The sequence below is a fragment of the Legionella sp. PATHC035 genome (assembly GCF_026191115.1).
Classification (GTDB): Bacteria; Pseudomonadota; Gammaproteobacteria; order Legionellales; family Legionellaceae; genus Legionella.
The window spans coordinates 3,201,725-3,224,492 of the sequence record NZ_JAPHOT010000001.1 but is presented as its reverse complement, the minus strand read 5'-3'; the positions used below and the strand labels follow the sequence as shown (position 1 = coordinate 3,224,492).

Genomic DNA, 22,768 nt, shown 5'->3' with positions numbered 1-22,768 from the left:
GAAACAATTTAGTAAAAAATAGCCAAATAACATTGCAATTATACAATTACGAAGTAAGATAAAATATACAAAAAAGGAATTTACGCGTATCACGCAAAAAGAATGCCAATGGACGGGGGATATCATGCACTTTATTCTTGCACCTGGATGTATCGCTAAGTTTGACCATTTACGTAAGAACTACGAAGCAGCACGACATGTTGATTTGAATGCAAAGCCTTCAATGATTGGGACACCCGTTTTTTTTGGTGGGACTGATGTGGTCAGCCGTAGTAAACAAGTTGCCTTTTTAGAAAAGGTCAAAGCGGTGCTTAAAGTTCATTTACTCCATGAAGAAGACATCAAAACCCCTCTGCAACGACAAGCATACATTATTGCAGAACGCTTTATGATTGCAGCCTGTTTGTTTGTGCAATCTCAAATTGGAAGTTCAAAACGAAATTCTGCTTTATACCGAATCATCGAAGACAATTTGGGAGTAACTACTGAGAACTTCATCGATGATGAAGATAAGGAAGCATGTTATTTGACCGCAGAGCGACTCCTTAAAACGCCAAGTGCCTTTGAGCACGCCAATATAGCATTGGGAAAAGATGGGCATAAACCCTTTACTGAAAAAGAATGGAATGAGTTTGCTGAATTTTTAAAAGAAATGTGCCATAAAAAAGAAGTTCCGGACCAAGTCAAAAACTTTCCTGTTATCTCACTTACCCAGCCCTTATTTGGAGCAGCTTTTTCTTATGTGGGAGCTACTGTAGGTGTCGTCTTGGCCGAGGGAGTCAGTAATTCTACAACAGCAATATCACCTAGAGTTCAATTAACCGCTCTGGTCGGGAGTACTCTATTAATTTTTAGTCCTGCTGGAACAACTGGTGTCGCTCTTTTTGCCCCTGTAATTGCCACAAGGCTCCTTACTTCATTTTGTACTATTAGTTTGGCCCATCTCATGGGAACAGCAGCAGGATATTTAGGGCAAGGAGTAGGCATCGGTATCGGATTTCCTTTTGATGCCGCATACAATTTACTTTGGTCTGTTTGCTCGCTAATAAGCAGTTATTACAGCAAAATACCAGAGCTTGCTCCTATAGATGGAATACGTATTGCTGACGGTGCAACAATTATTGCGGGTATCCCGGTTCAATTAGTCCCTGAAAATGCAATTCCCGAAGGGTGTACTAAAAAAATCCTTGAAATAACTGAACAGGGTGAAATTCGCATTGAAGGTGAAGAAGTAAAAGAATCCCAAAAACCAATGCAAATTCCTCCTGAAGTTATTGAGGAATTAAAGAAACAATTAGCAAGTCGTACACAAACACAAGAAACACCAGAGATTAAGCAAGAATCCGAACAAGGAATTAAAAACGAGGAAGTCGAATCGGATACCTTTAGCCTGGTATAAGTAATTTCAATAGAAGTATGAATAGACTGGGTGCATCTGCACCCAGAAAAGCAGTTTAAGGACGATTATCAATTTCTTTGCGTTGGCTAGGCATGAAGTCCTTTCTGTCAAGCCCCATTGCTACAGCTAAAGCTCCAGCAACATAAATCGAAGAATAGGTACCAATCACAATACCAATGATCAACGCCAGAGAAAATCCATGGATTGCTTCACCTCCATAGATAAACAGTGCAAGCACAACAAAAAGCGTCAATGTTGAAGTCATAATAGTTCGAGATAGGGTTTGGTTTATCGAAATATTCATAATTTCGATTGATGTAGCACGACGTACCTTTACAAAATTCTCACGCACTCTATCGAAAACCACGATGGTATCATTTAAAGAGTAACCTATTACTGCCAATAAACCTGCCAGTGCTTTCAAATCAAATTCAATACCAAAAAAAGCAAAGATACCTAATATCAATACTGGATCATGGACTAGTGCCACAGCAGAGCTCACTGCAAGTCGGTACTCAAAGCGCATGGCGATATATATCATTGTCGCCAGTAAGGAAACAACAACCGCCAGGGCTCCTTTAGTTGCTAGTTCCTGCCCTACTTGTGGACCGACAAAATCGACTCTTTGTTTTACAGCACCTGGAAGAGCGCTCATCACTTGGTCTACAAGACGTGCCTGCTCTTTATCTTCCCGAGGGGCAATACTGATCAGTACGTCTTTAGAGGTTCCATAACTCACAACTTGAGCTTCTTTGAATCCTGCCTTACTCAAACTTTCTCGAATCGAGGGCAAGTCGGCCGCGGAAGAATAAGAAACTTCAATTTGGGTTCCGCCTGTAAAATCAAGCCCCCACTTTAAGCCATGAATTGCTAAAGCACCTATAGAAACCACAAAGATCAATATGGAGAATATCGCCGTCCAACGACGAGCACCCATAAAGTCCACATTTGAATTTGGATTAAAAAATTCCATCTGAGCCCCGCCTTAAATACCAATAGATAATTTCTTAACAGCTCTACCACCATAATACCAATTTACAATGGCCCGGGTATAAGTAATGCCTGTTAACATGGAGGTGATTAACCCTAAAGAAAGAGTTACAGCAAATCCGCGTACAGGTCCTGTACCCACAGCAAATAAAATGATGGCTACGATTAATGTAGTTACGTTCGCATCAAGAATAGTAGCAAATGCGCGCTCGTATCCTGCATAAATTGCGGCTTGCGGTGATAATCCATGACGCAGCTCCTCTCGAATACGTTCATAAATCAATACGTTCGCATCGACAGCCATCCCCACTGTCAATACAATTCCCGCGATACCCGGCAAAGTTAATGTGGCATCGATCACGGACAATAAAGCACAAAGCAATACCAGATTAAGTAACAATGCAATATCGGCGATGAGTCCAAAAAATCGATAATAGACCAGCATCAAGATCAGAATTAAGCCCATTCCCACTTGTAAAGAAACAATACCTCTACGAATATTTTCTTTACCTAAAGTAGGACCGACAGTACGCTCTTCGATAGGATAGATGGCAGCAGGTAAAGCTCCGGCTCTGAGCAATAAAGCCAAGTTACTTGCTTCTTTGCTATCAGCGAGTCCAGTAATCTGGAAATTGTTTCCTAAAGCATTTTGGATCACTGGAGCACTAATCACACGCTCCTCTCTATGGGTAATCCTTTTCTCCTCTCCATTGACCGTTTGTATGCTATTTTTTGTTTCAACATAAACAATAGCCATCCGTTTGCCAATATTCTCGCGAGTCACTTTGGTAAACAGACTTTCACCCCCCCCACCAAGTTGTATTTGTACTGCTGGAGTTGCTGTTTGCTGATCAAAACTAGAAACTGCTGAAGTAATTGAATCACCACTCAATACCACTTGTCTCTTTAACAAAATAGGACGGCCATCCATCATGAGTAATTTATCATTGACAGGGATAGCACCTGTTTGCTTCGCAATTTGTGGGTCGTTATCCTGATCCACTAAGTAAAATTGTAAGGTTGCTGTTCCGCCAAGGATTTGTTTTGCACGGGCCGCATCTTGAATTCCAGGTAAGTCAACAGCAACACGGGTTGCTCCTTGTTGCTGAACGACCGCTTCACCAACACCTAACTCATTAACTCGGTTGCGTAAAATACTCATTGTTTGCTCAATTGTATTTTGACGCATGGTGTTTAATTCGACCGGTGTAATCGAGGCTATAAATTCATTATCGGTTTTACTTTTTGCGAAAACAAGATCAGGAATTTTTTCCTTTAAACCGGTATAGGCATTATTCATAGATTCACTATCACGGAAATGTAAACTAACCCCTTTATCTGCAATATAACGAATACCTGTATAACGAATACCAAGATCTCGCAATTCTTGGCTGATGTTTTTCATGATCCCTTCATAACGGCGGCTAATCACACTGTCGACATCAACTTCTAACAGAAAGTGCACTCCTCCCCGTAAATCCAACCCTTGCTTCATAGGTGCAGCACGAATAGAGTCCAACCAACTGGGTGTAGAAGGAGCCAAATTCAGCGCTACAGTATATTGGGAGCCTAAAGCATTCTTAATGGCATCGCGAGCTAATAACTGGGAATCAGTAGACGAAAAAACGACTTCAATCGCTTCGCTTTGAACGATGATTGATTTAAAAGGTAGTTTATCTTTTTGTAAGAGCGCTTCTACCTGATTCTTTAATTCATCATAATCTACAGGCGTTTCAGACGAAATTTGTACTACAGGATTTTCTGTATACAAATTGGGTATGGCGTAAATAAACCCAACAACTGCAATAATTACCAGCATTAGGTTTTTCCATAGAGGATATTTATTTTGCATTTCCGTGTGTCCCTATGACTTTATTTAAAGCGATTTTAAAGTACCTTTGGGCAATACAGTGCTTACTGCGCCTCTTTGTATATTAATCTCAACACCTTCTGCAAGACTGATCTTGATGTATTGGTCATCCAGACTAACTACTTTAGCTAAGATACCACCTGAGGTAACGATTTCATCGCCCTTCTTTAAACGGCTTATTAATTCACGATGTTCTTTTGCTCTTTTATTTTGAGGTCTTATCAGCATAAAGTAGAACAACACAAAAATAGCAGCGATCATAACGAGCGAAAAAGTTCCATCTGCTTGAGGCGCTGCTGTAGTCCCCGCTGCAGCCAGAGCATCGCTAATAAAAAAACTCATACTGTCTCCTTTAATCTACTATTGATAACCGCGTGACATCATATAGTGAATTGCCCTTAAGGTAAATGAATCTATGAGGAAATTAAAACAGTTTTTCATAATTTAAATGGGGGCTGCTTTATGTCCCAGATTGTTATAGAGGTGATTTCTTGTGAGATAAAAGAACAAAGGCAACTATGCTGCCCTCATCTTACGCCCAAGGGCAAATAACACAGCCTGGCGGTTTTTATCTAAATACCTGTAAAATATTAGATTCAATGATGCTCTGGTTTTTGTAATCAACATTAGGAACTACTACAGCTCTGCTAAAAAATCTTCCGAAAAGCTCTATTTTGAGTTTTTTATCCTTCTTTGATAAATATTGACCCGTTTCACAAGAGTTATTTGGAATTTCTTCCCAGCCTCTTTCTTTTTCTCCTTCGAATGCTTCTTGATTTTGCTTTGTTTTCTCTATCCCTGCGATGTTTATATGTTGAGTCGCATCAAGAAAAATCGACTCTGCTACTTCATAAGGTAGTTCGATCCCATTAATTTCAATTAACTTAGTGCTTATATAGAAAAGATAATGGGCATGTTTTTTTAATTCCAAACAGTATTTTATAAATGTGATATCCTCAGCGATACAATGCTCTAGCCTAGTAATTAGCTGTTTCTTTGTCATACTATTTTTAATAGGAAGATGATCTTCAGCATAATATTTAAGAAGATAAAGATTTTCATGACTTAAGCATTGATCAATTTGGGGACTGTGGCTGTCTTGTTGGCAGGATTTCATTAACTGATATAGGGAACACAATACAAGATATAACAAGAAAAGAAAAATAATTCCGGCAAATGCCACACCTATACCTTCTGGAAGAATGTAGTAGATCATCGCCTCTGAACAATATTCATTATGCAATTGGATGCACTCACCGGGACGTATATCATCGTGAAGACTGCATTCATCAGCAATCGAATAGTTGGGATCCATGAGGCTTCCATTGAGTTCATAACAGGTAGAACCTCTACCATTATAGGTACTCACAATTAAATTTTTCCAAAGATCTTCAAGCTGTGATCTGTTTGCACATCGAGTAACAAAATCATGTATCAAATAGCTACTACCTCCTCCCCAAGCCCCACTTAAAAGAGTTGTAGTTGCTACCTTTTTGATACTGGATTTTTGAGCACTCGTTAATTTAGGCTCCGCATTAATAAGCTCAATACAACGATTCAGATCTCTTTGACGGAAGTCCAGTTCAGTTAATAAAGTTTCATATTTTCCAATAGGCTCTATTTCAGGATAATTAGGCTTATCTCCGATTAGGGTTTGAATCTCATCATTCTCTTCCTTTTCGCTGGCGATTAGGGGTTGATCTTCTAGATCAAATTCATCGTTAGCTTTATTCTTTCCTTTAGAAAATAGTCCAAACATTTATTTCCTTGTTGTTATTTTAAATATTCATTGGTGCTTTTTTGTATTTATCGTATCGAGTTGAGGTACTTCTTTTCAGTGAAAAGCAACAGCCAGGCTAAGCTGGCTTTCACGCTATAATTTCAGTTCAGTATGTTCCACTTCCTTTGACGAAGAGACTTTTCCTTTTTCATCAAGCTTGGAAAATATTGACAGTACAGGGGCGCAGTCATACGAGGGAATTACTGTACTGCTGGGAATCAATCCCTCTTGTTTTAAGGCTTCCCAAAATTTAGGATTGATTGGTTCGAGAGCATATTTCAAAGATGCTTTAAGTTCTTCTGAGGTTCTTGCACCAACAACGACTTTCTCAACTTGCGGATGCATGTGTACAAATTGCATTGCAGCATGCGGCAGATCGACTTGAAATTGCGTGCATATCGATTTTATTTTTTCTAGTTTTTCCATCTGTTCCTGATTTGCTTTTTCATAGCGAAAAAAATGATTATCCTTTTGACCGCTTAAAAGTCCCCCACCATACGGGGCCGCAATATACAGTTTGATATTTTTTTCTTTACAAAGAGGGAATAATTCATCCAACGCAGAGAAATTAAGTAAATTATAACAACCAGCCAGCATAATGCGATCGATTTGAAAGCGACCATCTTTAATAAGTTTCATGCAAATTTCAACATCGTTTGAACCAATACCGGCAATTTCAACTTTTTTCTGATCTTTCAGTGTACTAAACGCGAGGTAACCCTCTTGCATAAATGTTTCGTAATGGGTGTGGTGTTTTTCGCCGTGAGTTCCTTTATCAAGATCATGTAAATACAATGCGTGCACATTCGATACCCGCATCCGCAATTGGCTTTGACTGAATGATTTTTCGATCCCCTCTTTGCTGTAGTCAAAAATCTGCGAAAAACCACTGGAATTAGTAAAACCATTGCTGCTTTCTGATTTTTTATTCGGATCAATAATGCGACCTACTTTAGTAGAAATCTTTACTCGAGCGCGATCTTCCTCCGATAAACAGAGCAAAGCAACACCTAAGACATTTTCTTGAGCACCATTCCCATAATGAGGGGCGCAATCAATTTCCTCAATACCATTTTGTACGGCAAAGGTCACTGTTTCTATCATTTTAAAAATTGGAACTTCAGCACTTCCCCAATGAGCAAATCCAAGGACAAGTTTGTGACGAGGCATAACAAAACTCTCATATTAGATAAAGGATGGGGCAGTATCTAATGTTAAAAATAACTCGTCAAGCTGAAATGGGCTAAATATTTGATTGCAAACAATAAGATACTTGAAGAAAAAGTTCTGATTTTTAAAACGGAACAATGGGGTCGTAACTTCAAGTCGAAACTAAAAAGATAACACGTGCAACAAGCGTTGGGGGCTGAAAAGCCGAGCGTCAAAACCCTAAGCTTTACCTGGATATTGATTGTGAACTGACAGGTTAAGCATCGATGTACGGCAATCGGATCAGACTTGATTGATACAGAGGGTAAGGTGCGAAACAATCGATTCTGACTCCATTATTTTTTTTGGGCACCACAGCCAGTAATGAATCCGCCTTAATAAAACCATCATCATGGCTAGTCGCTGCATCAACTATCATCAATGTTTTCATTAACCACATAATTAAGTATTATTGCATCCTATTTTTTTTCAAGGCAATAATGGTATGAAACTCAGTGATTTAAAAGCAATGGTGGAACTCTCAGAGCTCATGTATGAGCAAGTTGATAAATCTTCATTTAAAGAACTAACAGAATTTATGGGAACTTTCAGTAAAATTTATTCTCTATTTCAAACTAGAGAACGCTATAAACTGGATCATAGTGTTATTTCAACTGAGCTCAAGGCTTTTTTTGATGACAATGATTCTGAACTTGATCTATTAAGCCGAAAGACTTTAGCTTTGGCTGATTCTATAGACAATGAGTTTAAAAAATTTCGCTCATCTGAGAACTCTTCTCTAGTTGGACAATTTTTTTCATTCTTTGTGCAATCTGATTCTAATCGCAAAGTATCGTCAAGCAGTATCTATAATACTGGAATGAGTCAAACAACAAGTAGCACTTCAGTTACCCTGGATAGCATTCTAAAGAGATACAAAACAAAAGATAAAAATGTAGCCCTCAGAAGAGCAGCTCACCAAGGAAGTGTTGCGCATGTCGAGTTGCTAATTAATCACTTTGGGGCCGATATTAACCACAAAAGTAGTAATGGTTTTACGGCTTTGGACTGGGCTTTCTACAATAATCAGATGGAGCCACAAGGCGTTTTTAATACATTATGCTGGCTAGGGGCAGATCAGTCAACGCTTAGGCCTCTTCTTGAAAAATATGTACGCGATGATGAGTCTGAATTTCCTGCAAAGGATATTGCCCTTGCAAGAGCCATGGAACAAGAAAATCAAAAAGATATCCGCATATTAGTCGATAAGTACAAAGCAGACTTGGAAAAAGCCCAGGAAATTTTGGATGCTAAACCCAAATCTCCAAGCTTCATCTAATTAAAGTACTCGTTTAGGAGCAAATCGCGGTAAGATTCAAGTTTCATGATTACATTTAAATATCAAGGGCTTGCCAACTAGGCATTTGCCCGGAGTTTTGGTTAAGTTTCGTTTTAGGAGAATAGGGAGTGAAAAGTATGATTCCAGATCAATCCAATTTTAAATGTGGGTTAAGCACTATCGCATTACTTACATTTCTGACATTAGTAAGCAATCATGCTGCTGCAAACACTGTCGTGTCTTTAGGACAAATGGCCTCAAACATTACTGGATCATTTGCCAATTTGGCTAAATTAATTACTGCGGGTGCTTACTTGGCGGGCTTGGGTTTCTCTATTGGAGCGATTATGAAGTTCAAACAGCACAAAGATAACCCAACTCAAATTCCAATTGGAACGCCAATTGCTCTGGTCTTTATTTCCGCTGCTTTATTATTTCTCCCTTCCATTCTCGGTGTAACCGAAACAACCATGTTTGGAGCGAGTGGCGGTGAAACTGCCGGACCTAATGGAATTATTTTTGGCAGTCAATAAGACAGGTTGTTGTGTCTACCTGTTGCGGAGATTGAGTAAGGTAGATGCGATGTCCCATTTTTAAGAAAAAAACTTTTGTAAAATATTAGGGAAGTTCATTAAAGGAGATTAGCCATTCTAATCAACTGAACTTCCCAACTGAAGTAATCCACTGAAGAAGTAAGGGCATGCATTATGTTGCTTTCGAATTAGTTGCTTTGCCTAGCCGATTAAAAGTTTAGGAAAAAATTTAAGGAAACTATATTGGCTAAAAAATCTGGAACACCAAAACGTCTAATATACTGATTCATATAACCCATTTCAGTATTTAGCCAAGGATTTATTTTATAACCTACTCCAACAAAATATCGGTTTTGATCAAAGCCACTGCTGTTTGTTCCTACAAAATTATTCTTGTGAAGAAAAACTTCATCACTCGTAACAAAACTCATTTTATTAAAATGCTTCAAAGGAACTGAAATTTTTATCAGTTGTCTCAAACGATAGGCTGTCTTGGGATTATTTTCTAAAAAGCGCTGTTCTGCACGAGTTCTACTGGTAAACGTTAGATATTGATTCGTTTTAATCCATAACAATTGTTGCCAAATACGATCTTCCTCAAATGGATTAGGTGTGTTTGGTTTCCCAGTATAAATCCAGGCATATCCAATCCAGATACTCAAATTATCAGTTAATGCATAGCCTAATCCCGGACGTAATAAAATCTGAGAAAAACGACTGCTATCATCCCCTAAGCGCTCTTGATCTTCCAACCAATATCTTAGACGACTTAAAAATTTGTTATCACTGTGAGAATTACCAATTGCGGTAATATTGATCCAAGTTTGAAAATCCCGTTCTAGAGCACAATTCGCCACTGTAGACCAAGAGAAAATTAACATTCCAATTAAAAAACAAGATAAAATACTCTTTCTTTGCATGTATGCTCTTAATATAAAAGAAACTATTCTAATTGACGACGCTTCATTTGGAAATAATTGTGAGTCTATGCGATCTTTAGACTTGTAAATTTTGCCAATTTCTTGCTGACGTGAAATGCTGAGGAGAGGCGACACGACAAAGCTTTAACAAACCGCGTTCAGGGTGGTGGTCGTCTCCACCCCATCACCTCGAATATTTTTTTAAAGAATGAGGCATCCTCTCCTGTGGTGCGCTTTTTTATCCTCCACTGCCATGGCATTGGATTGATCCACATTTTCGAGGCAATTGGTAAAGGAATCGAGATGGGACAGGTTTTGATAGGCTAGGTGCTGAACATCTTGTATTAGCAAACTTAATTTCTCATGAAGCAATCGTTTTGCTGCTGGAAGATCATCAAGCTTTTCATCATATAAATCCATGAAATCTTTTTTTACCTGGTCATTCTGCACATTAATTGATTTTGGAGATTTGTCCAAAAGGTAGGTTTTTACTAATTTATTCATGCTTACGACATATTTATAATATCCCTCGATTTGAAGTAATTTATAGGAATCTAATAAAAAATCATACAGCTCATCTATATAGACCGTAGCAAAAATTACTTTTAACTTTTTTTTATCATCTTGCTTAATTGCTTTTTCCAAATGGTGGCATATACAGCCGTGAGATCTAATGCACATACGGATCCTTGTTATCGATATGCAGCAAATATATTAAAAATGCCCATGCTGTGCAAATAATATTAGCGGCATCCTAAATATTACACGCAGACTGAATGAAGACATGCAGGCATAATCAGCTCGCACGTCAAAAAAAGATCATCAAATGCCAGGAGCTTGCCCCCTGAAACAGTGCAATCACTCGTTTAAATGGTTTAATTTCTACCTATTGGGTTGTAGCAACAAGTAAATTCAAACGGCTGAGGCTCGACATGCCTCTTTAAATGTAAATAATAGCCTTCCTGTTTAAGTAATGTATTCATATTAAGTAAATTATCAACTTCATATAAATAATCGCGATGCGGGGACTCCCAGTCAGCAATTTGTATTAATGCTTTTTGTTTCGCCTCAAATTCATGAGCAGCCACTACAAAAACATTTTTGTGTAATTCGGTAAACTGCTTCTTATCGTAACCGCCCAAGTTGACGAAAAATAATTTATTATCACCCTCTTCGGAGGGCTCCTGTGAAATCTGAATGCTATGCCCATCTGCATACTTTAAAATACCCCAAGCGTCTATATGCAAACTTTTGGGGATGCCCCACCAGCTTTTTTTAAGAGCATCATAGGTATATTCAATCGAGTGAGCGACTATGAAGCGGAGATCATGGAGTTCGATTAAAGAATTAGGGTGGGAACCACCAATATATACTACAAATAAATTCATTATTTGGTTTATCCTATTTGAAGCAACAGCTTTTAGAGTTTTTCTAGATTTCAGCATTAAAAATGGTCTCCCCTCAGGTGCTCAATGCTCACCTTAAGGAACAAACCGCTGTAAAGTCCAGGTTTCATGAATGCGTTTTGCATTTATTGAATCCGACAACCGATGTTCATTGAGTTGATAAAATTTTATCAGTTCAGGAATTATCCTATAACCCACGTATTCACGAGGCCTTTCTGGGAGATCTTTTTTATTTTGCTCTTTTAATGCAACCAACTCTTCATCTAAGTCCTGTTGTTTATTTATCAACTGTCCGGACTTCGTACCATAAACTAAAAAACGCAACCTTCGCTCTTGATCATATGTCTCCCAGTTTTTTAAATTTTCTTGTTCGCTTACCGGACTTACTTTTCCAAAAACAGTAACTTGTCTTTGGGTCCTCGGTAACATAAAAGTGAAAGAAACATAGGGATTAACTGAAATATGTGCTACTTTCGCACTACCCAGCTGGGTAAAAAAAAGTAACCCATGTTCGTTTATTTCACGAATCGCTACTGTACGGCTTCTTGGGAACCCATGTTCATCTACTGTCGCTAAAACACCCATATTAAAGGGTAGATCTTCTTTCTCGACCCAAACCTTCATTAATCGTAACAACCAACTAGAATCAACTTGTTCAGGTAACTCTTGTAGACACCAGTCTCTGTCGGTGAATTGCATTTTTTATATCACTTTATTCAACTCAGATGCGTTCGATTATAGTACTAATTTTAGTAATCATCATCATGGGATTTGTAACTCATTGTGATATTCCTATGGTTCATGAACACCATAGATTTAGAAACCCCCTTAAACTGTGCACAAGCCTTAGCGTTCTCAACTGTTTAAACAAAGATAATGAGCTATTTTTTCTATTATCTCTTTCCTTGCTTACCCTTTTTACGTCGTTCATGAAAAACATAGTATAAACCCGGTAAAACCAATAAGGTCAAAAAGGTTGAGGAGATAATACCGCCAATGACCACCGTAGCAAGAGGCCTTTGGACCTCAGCCCCAGTTCCCGTCGCAAGCGCCATGGGCACAAAACCCAATGAGGCGACCAAAGCCGTCATTAATACAGGTCTTAGACGCGCCAACGACCCTTGCAACACCGCATCTTTTAGATAGAATTTCTTCTCTTCATGGAGTTTATTGATAAAGGTTATCATGACTAGACCATTGAGTACCGCAACGCCCGATAAGGCAATGAACCCAACACCCGCAGAAATAGATAAGGGAATCCCGCGTAACCACAAAGCAAAAATACCACCAGTTAGTGCGAGAGGTATTCCTGTAAAAACCAACAGTGCATCCATTACTCTCCCAAAACTCATAAAGAGCAATAAGAAAATGCCCAATAACGTGATCGGGACTACGATTTGTAATCGCTGTGAGGCGGATTGAAGCTGTTCAAACTGACCACCCCAGGCTACCCAATAGCCGGAAGGTATTTTAACGTTTTCATCAATGCGACGTTTAGCGTCGTTCACAAATGAACTTAAATCCCGATTTCTAACGTTTGAAGTAACCACCACCCGTCGTTTTCCAATCTCGCGACTGATTTGGTTTGGGCTTTCACTACGAACTAATGAGGCGACTTCACTTATAGGAATAAAGTGCTGCTCTCCATCCTTGGCAAGAGGTAGCGGTATAAATATTTGGCGCAACACGTTCGGATCAGTTCGCAACGATTCAGGCAGACGAACTACAATATCAAAACGCTTATCCCCCTCAAAAAGCTCCCCACCCTTCTTGCCCCCCGTGGCAATCACTATTGCATCTTGAACCGTACTTATTTGTAACCCATAACGCGCCAGGGAGTCACGATTAATTTCAATGGTTAAGAGAGGCAATCCACTGACTTGCTCGACCTTGACATCAGCCGCTCCTGGTATTTGTTTTAATTGAGCACTAATCGCCTCCGCTGTTTTTAACAAGGTATCCATATCATCACCGAAGACTTTTACTGCCACATCACTACGAACTCCTGAAATAAGTTCATTAAAGCGCATTTGAATAGGTTGGGTAAATTCATAATTATTCCCTGGAATTTGTTTTAGCGCGCTTTCCATTTCTTGTACTAATTCCTGCTTCGTTTTTTTAGGATTAGGCCAGTCATTACGCGGCTTTAAAATAATGAACGTATCAGCCACATTCGGAGGCATAGGATCAGTAGCCACCTCTGCAGTCCCTAACTTGGAAAAAACAGTTTTTACCTCAGGGAACTCTCTGACTCGTTTTTCGACCAAATCCTGCATCGTAATTGCCTGGGTCAAACTGGTTCCAGGAATTCGCATCGCATGCATGGCAATGTCTCCTTCATCAAGGCTTGGAATAAACTCACCACCTAAACGAAAGGCAATTAATAAACTGATAACCACTAAACCTAGAGCCACACCAATGATCGTTTTTCGCGCATGAAAACAACGTCGCAATACTTTGCCATAACCTATAGAAAGATGATGCACTAAAGCATTTTCCTTTTCTTGCAGGTGTCCGCGTAAAAAAATAGCTACAGCTGCAGGTACAAAAGTTAATGCAAACAGCATCGAGGCTAATAGCGCAATAATTACGGTTTCTGCCATCGGTAAAAACATTTTTCCTTCAACACCAGTCAGGGTAAGTATCGGTAAATAAACCACCGTAATAATAAACACACCAAAAATACTGGGTCTAATTACTTCCGTCGTGGCATGCGAAATGACTTTTAACCGCTCTTCCAAATTTAAAATACGATGCAGTGCATGCTGTTGTTCTCCCAAATGCTTAATACAATTTTCAACAATAATGACCGCGCCATCCACAATTAAACCAAAATCCAAGGCTCCCAAACTCATTAAATTCGCGCTGATTTGATTGCTCACCATGCCAGTAATAGTTAATAGCATCGACAAGGGAATCACCATAGCAGTAATAAGCGCTGCTCGAATGTTTCCCAAAAATAGAAATAAGATGATGCACACCAAGAGCGCGCCTTCCAAAAGGTTCTTGGTCACCGTATGAATGGTGGCATTAACCAATAAAGTACGGTTATATACGGTAACGGCCTCAACCCCCTCGGGAAGCGATTTATTAATTTCCTTCATTTTGGCAGCAACGCGCTGAGAAACCGTTCGACTATTTTCACCCATCAACATAAAGACCGTACCAAGCACTACTTCTTTACTGTTCTCAGTTGCAGCACCGGTTCGTAACTCCTTGCCTAAAGCAACATCAGCCACATCACGAATTCGAACTGGGGTGCCTTCAAAACTGGCAATAACAATATTTTCAATATCGGAAATATTTTGTACCTGCCCCGGCACCCTGATTAAATATTGCTCGCCATTCGTTTCAATATAACCCGCACCGACGTTCGCATTATTACGTTTTAATGCTTCAACCACACTATCCAGACTTAGACGGTAACGCACCAACTTCATCGGGTCCGGTGTAATATGAAATTGTTTTTCATAACCGCCAATGGTATTGACTTCGGCAACCCCCTCCACATTTCGTAATTGAGGTTTAATAATCCAATCTTGTATGGAACGAAGCTCGGTTGGATTATACTGCTGGGTTTTTGGCACATTAGGCTTATTGGTGACGATGTACATAAAAATTTCACCAAGACCTGTTGAGATGGGCCCTAGGGTGGTTTCGGCGTCTGGAGGTAATTTATCTTTTACTTCTTGTAAGCGCTCATTAATCAACTGGCGGGCAAAATAAATATTAGTTCCATCTTTAAACACCACTGTAACTTGTGATAATCCATAGCGCGACAAAGAACGGGTATAATCCAAATTGGGCAAACCACTCATGGCCAATTCAATTGGGAAGGTAATACGTTGTTCCACCTCATACGGAGAATATCCAGAGGCTTGGGTATTAATCTGTACCTGAACGTTGGTAATATCAGGCACAGCATCAATAGGAAGACGTTGAAAGTTATAAATACCCAAAATGGCAATAATCAGGGTAAATAAAAGCACAAACCAGCGATGTTTTAAAGAAAAGCGAATAATGTGTTCCAGCATTTCTATTCCTTAGTCCTCATGGCTTGCACCTTCTTTACCAAGCTCTGCTTTCATAAAAAAGCTGTTTTTACTCACATAACGCTGTCCTGCATCAAGCCCTGAGATCACCTCGACCCATTGGTCATCTTTTTCTCCTAAAATAACTGGGGTTGCTTCAAAATAATCCCCTTCTTGAACAAAGACTACATCCACATTATTAAGACTTTGTAGGGCAGAAATTAATACCGCCACTGGCGCTTTTTTTTCTTTGATAATTACAGAACCATTCACATACATACCGGGCAGCCAGATATGATTGTCATTCGATAAAACAGCTCGAGCCAGAGTAGTTTGACTGTCCTCTATTCCTAAAGGCGCTATATAAGAAATACTCGCTGTAGATTCAGGCGCTCCCCCATCTCCAGTCACAATGACTTCCATGCCTTGTTTGACAAGAGGCGCTTCTTTGCGATACAGGGTGAAGTCAGCCCAGACAGTAGCCAAGTTAGCCACCTCATAAATGGGTTTGGTATTTTGCGCAAGCTCTCCATTGGTCGCATATTTTTGTATAATGGTTCCGGTGATCGGGGCTGTGATGGTATAGTTTTGCAGACTTTCATTACTTTCAATAATCGCCAATACCTCTCCTTTAGTGACTTCTTCACCGAGATTTTTGGTTAATGACTTGATAATGCCCGAATACCGAGCATAGATGGGCGCCAAAGTATCACGATTAGGGACGATTTTCCCGACCACTTTTAATTGAGTTTTTATGGTCTGACTTTGCGCTGTTGCTACTTCAATATCAGCCGACTTCAGAATATCTGGCACAATTTTTACGCGCCCCTCATAAGTTGCGTAATGCCATTGATATTGCTTGCCGTCAAACGCCAATTGAATACTGACATCAAAAGAATGAGGTTCTTGGACAATTTGATTGCTTTGCAAAAAATCCTCAATCTGCTTAAAGGTAATTTCTTCCTTTTTTCCATTAAATCGAGTCAGTTGAACGGTTAATCGGGCCGCCTCAGGGGAAATAAGCGCACCATCCCTGTAAAGAAAAGCTCGAAAATGGGGTGGCATTGCTCTTTCAAAAATTAATAACTCTAAAGCAATGCTGCTTTCTTTAAACAATCGACCACCCTGAGGGCCTTTAGCAATCTCTTCCTGATGCTCCTCTTTTTCTGCAACAGAGGATTCTTCTGAAGCCCAGAGAGAAAAGCAATTGAATCCTAATAGAAAAATAATCAGTGATAGGGTAGAAAAAACTGATTTTAGTGGTCTCATTTACTCTCCTTAGAAGGATGCAATCCTAATAGCGCTGTCAGTTGAATCAACGACTTATGATAATCGGCATGGGCCTGTTGGTAGTGCCGCTCTTCTTCATACAAGGTATTGAGGGCTGTGGATAATTCAATATAGCTGTAACGCCCCATCTGATAACCATCTTGGGCTAATTTGATGGATTTTTTCGCCAAAGGCAATAAAGAATCCGTAACTAAATTGGCCTCATAATTACTTTGTTTGGCTTGTAAAAAAACGGTATAGATATTTTGACGCACATCAAGACGTGTACCTTGTAGTTCGTGAGCAGTCTGCGTGTATTGCGCCTCTGCTGTCATGATTTTCCCTTGATTGCGGTTATAAACGGGAACCTCTGCAAATGCAGACGCCACTACAGCATTACTACCATCATCAGAAAAATGACGTCCCCCCAATTGAATATTTAAATCGGGCCACACCGATTTTTTAGTCGCGGTGATTGTTGCTCGTTTGGCCTGTAACTGGAGTTGCATTTGGATCAACTGCGGGCTTTGTGGTAGTTTTTTTAATAAATCAGACCATCTCAAGGTTAGTCCTGGCAAACCTTTATCAATCAAAGGGCGGTCCACTCTTAGACCGTCACCTAATAAACGAGCAAGTTTTGCTCGTTGCGCTAAAGCATCTCGCTCTGCTTTTCGTTCCTGAATTTTTGCATCTCCTAATCGGACTTGTGCTAGCCGTAAATCCAGTTCCGCGCCAGCACCGGCTTTAACTCGTCGCTGAATCGCTGAAACAATATTTTGATTTAAGCGAGTCAATTTTTTAGTAACCTGATACCATTGCCCAGCATAAAGAGCATCAACGTAAGTCACTCCAACTGTCATGTAAAGCATTGCTTTCTGAACATTAATCTGTGCTAAAGAGGCTAAATAGTCCGCATAGGTTGCGGTTTTTAAATACTTGAGACGACCACCTAAAGGGATAGGTTGAGTTATTGAAGCAGTGGTTTCTGCAGCTTCATAACCTGAATAACTGCCCGAACCACCAAAGTTTTCACCCGTTAGAGCCAGTTGGGGATTAGGGTACAATCCACTTTGTATGAAAGCCCCTCTCATGGCTTGGGCTTTATCTATTTCTGCCTGCAGTTCGGGATTATTACGATAAGCGATGGCCAGTGCCTGCTTAAAAGTAAGTGGGGTAGCAGCCTGTACTCCATTAAAAACGAATGGCATTAAGACTGCTGCGATTAATCTTAAAAAATAATACATCCCTGCCCTTATAAGATTCTTTTTTTGAAACTATTTTTAAATCTACCTTAATTTTCATCAACAGAGAATTGATTTGGTATAAATCCGTTATTTGATATGCTTAATTTATAGATGTTATCCCAGTCAATCTAATCACCATAAACCATGGAGTGGCGTCAGCATTATCTAGACCTAAGTTCAATAAAGTCTGAGTTTTATCCTCGATAACATCAATCAAGCCTCCTACTCTTTGAGGGCTGTTCCCCAAGAAGCCTCATTCAATGAATTGAGTCCCTGAGCAAGATAATAAATCGAGCGAAATCCTGCCTGCTCTAATAACAGTACAGCCCTCTGGCTTCTTTGGCCTGACTGACAATAAACAAGAATGGGACCTGAGAGATCAAGCTCATCAAGGCGCGCAGAGAGCTCATCCAAGGGAATTAATTTTCCACCTAGATTTTTATGATGGTGTTCCTCAGCGGTTCGTACATCCAACAAAAATAACCGCGGGTTTTCTTGCAGAAAATTGGACAAATTTTTACCGGAGATTGCAACAGCGTGGATCGCCTCTGAAGACAGACACAATCCAAAAGCGTTTTCGTCTAGAGTATGGCCGTAGACACAAAAGGGACATTCTTTATTTTTGCTCAGATGGATATTTTTTATTTCCATTGTCAGTAAGTTGATGCAAAGCAATCGATTTAATAATGAAGTACCACTAGCGGTAATCCATTTAATTATTTCAGTCGCTTGCACAATCCCTAACAATCCAGGCAAGGTACCGATAACACCACCATTTTGACAATTGACGGTAGTATCAGGAATGACTGGAAACAAACAATGCAAACATGGATTTTGTTGTCCGTAAAACAAAGAGCAATGTCCTTGGAATTGATAAGCACTGGCATAAACATAGGGCTTTTCTAAACGATAACACATATCGTGCACAAGATAACGCGTATAAAAGTTATCGGAACAATCCGCCACAAGATCATAGTGAGTGATGATTTCTTCTGCATTATGAGCCGTTAATCGAAAGTCATACGCATGAACCTTAATTTTTGAGTTGAGCGTATTTAACCTCATCTTTGCTACAGCAGCTTTGGCTTGGCCAACCTCTTTTTCTTGGTAAAGAATTTGCCGATGAAGATTACTTTCGTCGATGAAATCACCATCGATTATCCCTATCGTTCCCACTCCTGCACCAGCGAGATAAGGAAGCAGTGTAGCTCCAATGCCTCCTGCACCAAGACATAATACCCTTGCCGCTTGCAGCTTTTGTTGTCCATGAAGGCCGATTTCTTCTAATTTAATTTGCTGAGAATAACGTTCTAACTCAGATAAAACCGTCATATTGGGTTCCTTAACCTAGATTTTGCCGCAACATAATTAGCAATAATGTCTATCATTCAACAAAACTCAACAGTTGCTGCGTCGCTCTGTGGGGATCATCCGCTTGCGTAATTGCAGAAATCAGAGCGATACCATGAACTCCTGTAGCAACTACATCGGGCATACGCTCAATAGTGATCCCCCCTATTGCAACCAAAGGATAATTTAAAGTGCGTTGCCAGCGATGTAAGCGCTCAATCCCTTGGGCTAAAAAAGGCATTTCTTTGCTGGTCGTTGGATAAATGGGGCCAATCGCAATATATGAAGGACAAATCGCATGGGCTCGTGCCACCTCATAATAACAATGAGTGCTTACTCCGAGTAACAATCCCTGATTTCTGATTGCATCTAAATCTGCAGTATCTAAATCTGATTGCCCTAAATGCACTGCTTCTGCATTCAACTTTAAAGCCATGTCCCAATAATCATTAATAAATAACGTAGCACCATACTTTTTAGCCAAAGCAATACTTTGCTTCATCTCCTCTTCCAGAATTTTACTTTTTTCTTTAATTCGCAACTGAATGGTTTTTACCCCAAGTTTCAAAAGCATTTCGACCCAGGAGAAGCGATCAACCACAGGATAAAGACCTAATCGATGACATGGTTGAAATGGTTGGGGCGCCTCATACAATGGTTTGGATGAAAGATAAGGCAGGTCCATTTCATTCTCTGGGAACCCCCCATAATATAAACTGGTCCCTGCCAGACGGGCTGCTTGGTGTGCGTACATTTTTGCGATGATTAGTGCATCTTCGACTGAGTACCCCAGAACCAATGCCCCAGTAATTGCCGCGGATAAAACTGATCGAAGTTCCGGATATTTTGCATCAGAGAAGCGATTTTTCGTCAGCCAAAATGAAGTAAGCCCATTTGTCCAATAATCATGTTCCCATGAAGTTTCTTGCAGATGCCGCCCCAATAGAAAAATACTTTTAGCCCCCAGGGTTAATAATTCATGAGCCGCTTCCTGCATGGCTTGATGGGTCATGATCGCACGCTTTAAAATCAATTCGGCCTCAAGGGTATTCAAGACCAAAACATCTGCAAAAGAGAGCCCTGCAGTTAAATCATCCGCATCTTTATCACGATGCTGAGAAGGTAAAGTAAAATCTAAAACTACAGGCCCAGAATAATTGTTTAGGATTTCTAGGTCTTCGCGAGAAATGGATTCGCTTATTTTAATTGCCTTGGGATAATTGGATCCATTGAATAGCTGTTGTTGCATTTCAAGACCCAATCCACGCACTGTTTGCTGATCGATTTCACTACCAGTATTGCTCCACACTGTGTTCATCATAGAACCTCCTGATGCCAAAAAGGTGTATCGATTAAAGGGGTACAGGATTGGGCGGTAATCCGCTCCGGCATAAGACCTGCCTCGAAAGCACTTCGTCCAGCAATAACTGCATGTGAAAAAGCTTCCGCCATGGCTATAGGATGAATCGCTGAAGCAACCGCACTATTCAGTAACACCCCATCAAAACCTAACTCCAAAATCCGTGTCGCATGCGATGGCTTACCAATCCCCGCATCGACAATCAAGGTTACATCCGTTAATCGATGACGTAATGTCTCCAACGCAAAAGGATTGAGTAATCCTTTTCCTGAACCAATAGGTGCCGCCCACGGCATCAAAATCCTACAACCACAATCCATGAGACGTTGGCATAAAACTAAGTCATCAGTACAATATGGAAAGACCTCAAATCCTCGTTTTACTAATTCATTCGCTGCACGCAATAACTCAAAGGGATCCGGCTGCAGACTCAAGTCATCACCAATCACTTCCAATTTAATCCATGAAGTATTAAAAAGTTCACGCGCCATTTCAGCAGTAGTAATCGCAGTCTGTGCATCACGACAACCCGCAGTATTGGGCAGTAAACAACAATTCAAAGACTGAATGGTTTGCCAAAATAAATCGCTACCTGTACCACTGGCCAGTTGTCGTTTCAGAGAAACGGTAATTACCTCTGTTTTGGAGGCCCTTACCGCATCGGTCATTACCTCAAGTGATGGATAACCCGCAGTACCCAAAAGCAACCGACTTGTTAAAAGCTTATCTGCTAAATGCCACATGATTACCCTCCTTGCATTGGCACGATGAGATCAATACGATCTCCCTCGTACAAGGTCGTCTCCGCAAACATTGATTTGGGGATAAACTGATTATTAATTGCGATTGCCACATGTGCAGCAATATCGTTCTGCCGTTCAAGAATGGCCTGTAGTGTAGTGGATGCATCTACAGTTAGTGGTTCATCATTTATGTAAATGATCATCAATAAGCCTCCCAGAGCTCAGGATAATAAATGTCTTTTTGATTGCTCCTTAGTCCACGTAGAATTTCTTCTACCAATGCCGGCGCGATTAAAAATCCATGACGATAAAGTCCATTTACCGCAATCAGTTGCTTTGCATATTTTATTCGCGGCTGATGATGCACTAACGTGGGACGACAGTGCGTCACCGTTTTAATGATTCGTGCTTCAGCAAACCCTCGGTGGACATAGTAAGCAGCTGTTAATAGTTCAAGCGTCGTCCGTACTGAAATTGGACTGGAGTCTTCTGTCTCCAATTCGCTGGCCCCGATAAGGTAATAAGAGTTCGGACGCGGAGCAATATAAATGGTATATCTTGGATGCAAAAAGCGTATTGGCCTTTGTAATTGCACGTCTGGTGCATGAAGCCAAATCAGTTCTCCACGAAGCCCACGTAAATTTGCAAAAGTGCTTTTTGCTCCTAGGCCTCTGCAATCAAAAACAAAATCAAATAAATAAGTGGTATTTCCTGTTTCTACTTTACCGGAGTGGATGTAAGAAACATAAGTTTGGTCCCGCCAAAGGACTCCTTGTTGGTAAAGATGTTTTTTGAGTGCCAGCAATAAACTCTGATTATCAAGTTGCGCTTCTTTGGGGAAATAATACCCTGCATGGAAATGATCCAGCTCGGGTTCAAGCTGCCTCAGAGAATCTTGAGTGAGCACTTGATAACCTGAGTCACTTAATTTACTCACAATCCGTGTACTGAACTGCTGCCATTCTGCTTTATCTCGAGGGTGGTGCACCACAAGAGAACCTTTTTGACGAAAATATACCGGTTCCGTTAATTGATGCAAAACAGACTTCCATAATGCATCAACTGATTCCATTCCCAACTTGAAAATTACATGTTCCGCTTTATCAAGCTCAGACCAAGGTGCCAATAAACCTGCAGCGGCGTAGCTGCAATTATTGAACGCGCTTTCTGCCTCAAATAGGGTTACCTGCCATCCCTCCTTGTGTAAACGCAAAGCCAGCAAACACCCCATGATCCCAGCACCAACAACAGCAACATTTTTCATTTCATTAAAATCACTCAAAAAGAACATAGCGTAGGTTGAGCCTTGCCCCAAGAAAAAACAACAAGATGATTAGCAAATACTGCTTGAACCTTCTTAAGTGGGGCCAAGGCCTAACCGACAA

Annotated in this window: 21 protein-coding genes; 3 read left to right on the top strand and 18 right to left on the bottom strand. The window is 40.2% G+C overall.

Annotated elements, in window-relative coordinates; genetic code table 11:
* Positions 1–124: 124 nt before the first annotated feature.
* The gene (locus tag OQJ13_RS14160; protein ID WP_265711479.1) at positions 125–1,399 is read left to right on the top strand and encodes a hypothetical protein; all 1,275 of its coding nucleotides are present in this window, start codon (positions 125–127) and stop codon (positions 1,397–1,399) included.
* 55 nt (positions 1,400–1,454) lie between these two features.
* On the opposite strand, the gene secF is transcribed toward OQJ13_RS14160, so the two are convergent.
* The 6 genes from secF to OQJ13_RS14130 all read right to left on the bottom strand — a co-directional run bounded on the left by secF (position 1,455) and on the right by OQJ13_RS14130 (position 7,639).
* Positions 1,455–2,372, bottom strand: coding sequence for a protein translocase subunit SecF (secF, locus tag OQJ13_RS14155; RefSeq protein ID WP_265711478.1), 918 nt, complete (start codon positions 2,370–2,372; stop codon positions 1,455–1,457).
* A gap of 12 nt (positions 2,373–2,384) precedes the next feature.
* Positions 2,385–4,241, bottom strand: coding sequence for a protein translocase subunit SecD (gene secD / locus OQJ13_RS14150; RefSeq protein WP_265711477.1), 1,857 nt, complete (start codon positions 4,239–4,241; stop codon positions 2,385–2,387).
* A 24-nt stretch (positions 4,242–4,265) separates the two neighbouring features.
* The gene (gene yajC, locus OQJ13_RS14145) at positions 4,266–4,601 is read right to left on the bottom strand and encodes a preprotein translocase subunit YajC (protein WP_058387535.1); all 336 of its coding nucleotides are present in this window, start codon (positions 4,599–4,601) and stop codon (positions 4,266–4,268) included.
* Between the two features lie 226 nt (positions 4,602–4,827).
* The gene (locus OQJ13_RS14140) at positions 4,828–6,018 is read right to left on the bottom strand and encodes a hypothetical protein (RefSeq protein WP_265711476.1); all 1,191 of its coding nucleotides are present in this window, start codon (positions 6,016–6,018) and stop codon (positions 4,828–4,830) included.
* A gap of 114 nt (positions 6,019–6,132) precedes the next feature.
* Positions 6,133–7,209 (bottom strand): aldo/keto reductase, encoded by a 1,077-nt coding sequence (locus OQJ13_RS14135; protein WP_265711475.1) that lies wholly within the window; start codon positions 7,207–7,209, stop codon positions 6,133–6,135.
* A 256-nt stretch (positions 7,210–7,465) separates the two neighbouring features.
* A complete protein-coding gene (locus OQJ13_RS14130; protein ID WP_265711474.1) occupies positions 7,466–7,639 on the bottom strand; it encodes a hypothetical protein in 174 nt (57 codons plus the stop codon).
* Between the two features lie 54 nt (positions 7,640–7,693).
* Between OQJ13_RS14130 and OQJ13_RS14125 the strand changes: the two genes are divergently transcribed.
* Together OQJ13_RS14125 and OQJ13_RS14120 are read left to right on the top strand one after the other, a co-directional pair.
* Positions 7,694–8,527, top strand: coding sequence for an ankyrin repeat domain-containing protein (locus OQJ13_RS14125; RefSeq protein ID WP_265711473.1), 834 nt, complete (start codon positions 7,694–7,696; stop codon positions 8,525–8,527).
* Between the two features lie 137 nt (positions 8,528–8,664).
* Positions 8,665–9,060: a type IV secretion protein IcmD gene (locus OQJ13_RS14120; RefSeq protein ID WP_265711952.1), complete on the top strand. Its 396-nt coding sequence runs from the start codon at positions 8,665–8,667 to the stop codon at positions 9,058–9,060.
* Between the two features lie 209 nt (positions 9,061–9,269).
* Here OQJ13_RS14120 and OQJ13_RS14115 read toward each other — a convergent pair whose 3' ends face one another.
* The 12 genes from OQJ13_RS14115 to thiO all read right to left on the bottom strand — a co-directional run bounded on the left by OQJ13_RS14115 (position 9,270) and on the right by thiO (position 22,647).
* Positions 9,270–9,980 carry a DUF2490 domain-containing protein gene (locus OQJ13_RS14115; protein ID WP_265711471.1) on the bottom strand — a complete coding sequence of 237 codons (711 nt, stop codon included), beginning with the start codon at positions 9,978–9,980 and terminating at the stop codon, positions 9,270–9,272.
* A gap of 201 nt (positions 9,981–10,181) precedes the next feature.
* A complete protein-coding gene (locus tag OQJ13_RS14110) occupies positions 10,182–10,661 on the bottom strand; it encodes a hypothetical protein (protein ID WP_265711470.1) in 480 nt (159 codons plus the stop codon).
* 194 nt (positions 10,662–10,855) lie between these two features.
* Positions 10,856–11,368 carry a DUF1543 domain-containing protein gene (locus OQJ13_RS14105; RefSeq protein WP_265711469.1) on the bottom strand — a complete coding sequence of 171 codons (513 nt, stop codon included), beginning with the start codon at positions 11,366–11,368 and terminating at the stop codon, positions 10,856–10,858.
* A 93-nt stretch (positions 11,369–11,461) separates the two neighbouring features.
* On the bottom strand, positions 11,462–12,085 hold the full coding sequence (locus OQJ13_RS14100; protein ID WP_265711468.1) for a pyridoxamine 5'-phosphate oxidase family protein: 624 nt from the start codon (positions 12,083–12,085) through the stop codon (positions 11,462–11,464).
* A gap of 194 nt (positions 12,086–12,279) precedes the next feature.
* Positions 12,280–15,420 carry an efflux RND transporter permease subunit gene (locus tag OQJ13_RS14095; RefSeq protein WP_265711467.1) on the bottom strand — a complete coding sequence of 1,047 codons (3,141 nt, stop codon included), beginning with the start codon at positions 15,418–15,420 and terminating at the stop codon, positions 12,280–12,282.
* A gap of 9 nt (positions 15,421–15,429) precedes the next feature.
* A complete protein-coding gene (locus OQJ13_RS14090) occupies positions 15,430–16,686 on the bottom strand; it encodes an efflux RND transporter periplasmic adaptor subunit (RefSeq protein WP_265711466.1) in 1,257 nt (418 codons plus the stop codon).
* Entirely contained in the window at positions 16,683–17,894 is a 1,212-nt protein-coding gene (locus tag OQJ13_RS14085; RefSeq protein ID WP_416209913.1) for a TolC family protein, read from the bottom strand. The genes OQJ13_RS14090 and OQJ13_RS14085 overlap by 4 nt, the downstream gene beginning before the upstream one ends.
* Before the next feature lie 258 nt (positions 17,895–18,152).
* Positions 18,153–19,262, bottom strand: a complete 1,110-nt coding sequence (locus OQJ13_RS14080; protein ID WP_265711464.1) for a HesA/MoeB/ThiF family protein — start codon at positions 19,260–19,262, stop codon at positions 18,153–18,155.
* A 52-nt stretch (positions 19,263–19,314) separates the two neighbouring features.
* Positions 19,315–20,601 (bottom strand): thiamine phosphate synthase, encoded by a 1,287-nt coding sequence (gene thiE / locus OQJ13_RS14075; protein ID WP_265711463.1) that lies wholly within the window; start codon positions 20,599–20,601, stop codon positions 19,315–19,317.
* Complete coding sequence (locus OQJ13_RS14070; protein WP_265711462.1) at positions 20,598–21,383, bottom strand: thiazole synthase; 786 nt, start codon at positions 21,381–21,383, stop codon at positions 20,598–20,600. Before OQJ13_RS14070 ends, thiE begins: the two co-directional genes overlap by 4 nt.
* Positions 21,384–21,385: 2 nt before the next feature.
* On the bottom strand, positions 21,386–21,586 hold the full coding sequence (thiS, locus tag OQJ13_RS14065) for a sulfur carrier protein ThiS (RefSeq protein ID WP_265711461.1): 201 nt from the start codon (positions 21,584–21,586) through the stop codon (positions 21,386–21,388).
* The gene (gene thiO, locus OQJ13_RS14060; RefSeq protein ID WP_265711951.1) at positions 21,586–22,647 is read right to left on the bottom strand and encodes a glycine oxidase ThiO; all 1,062 of its coding nucleotides are present in this window, start codon (positions 22,645–22,647) and stop codon (positions 21,586–21,588) included. Before thiO ends, thiS begins: the two co-directional genes overlap by 1 nt.
* Positions 22,648–22,768: the final 121 nt, after the last annotated feature.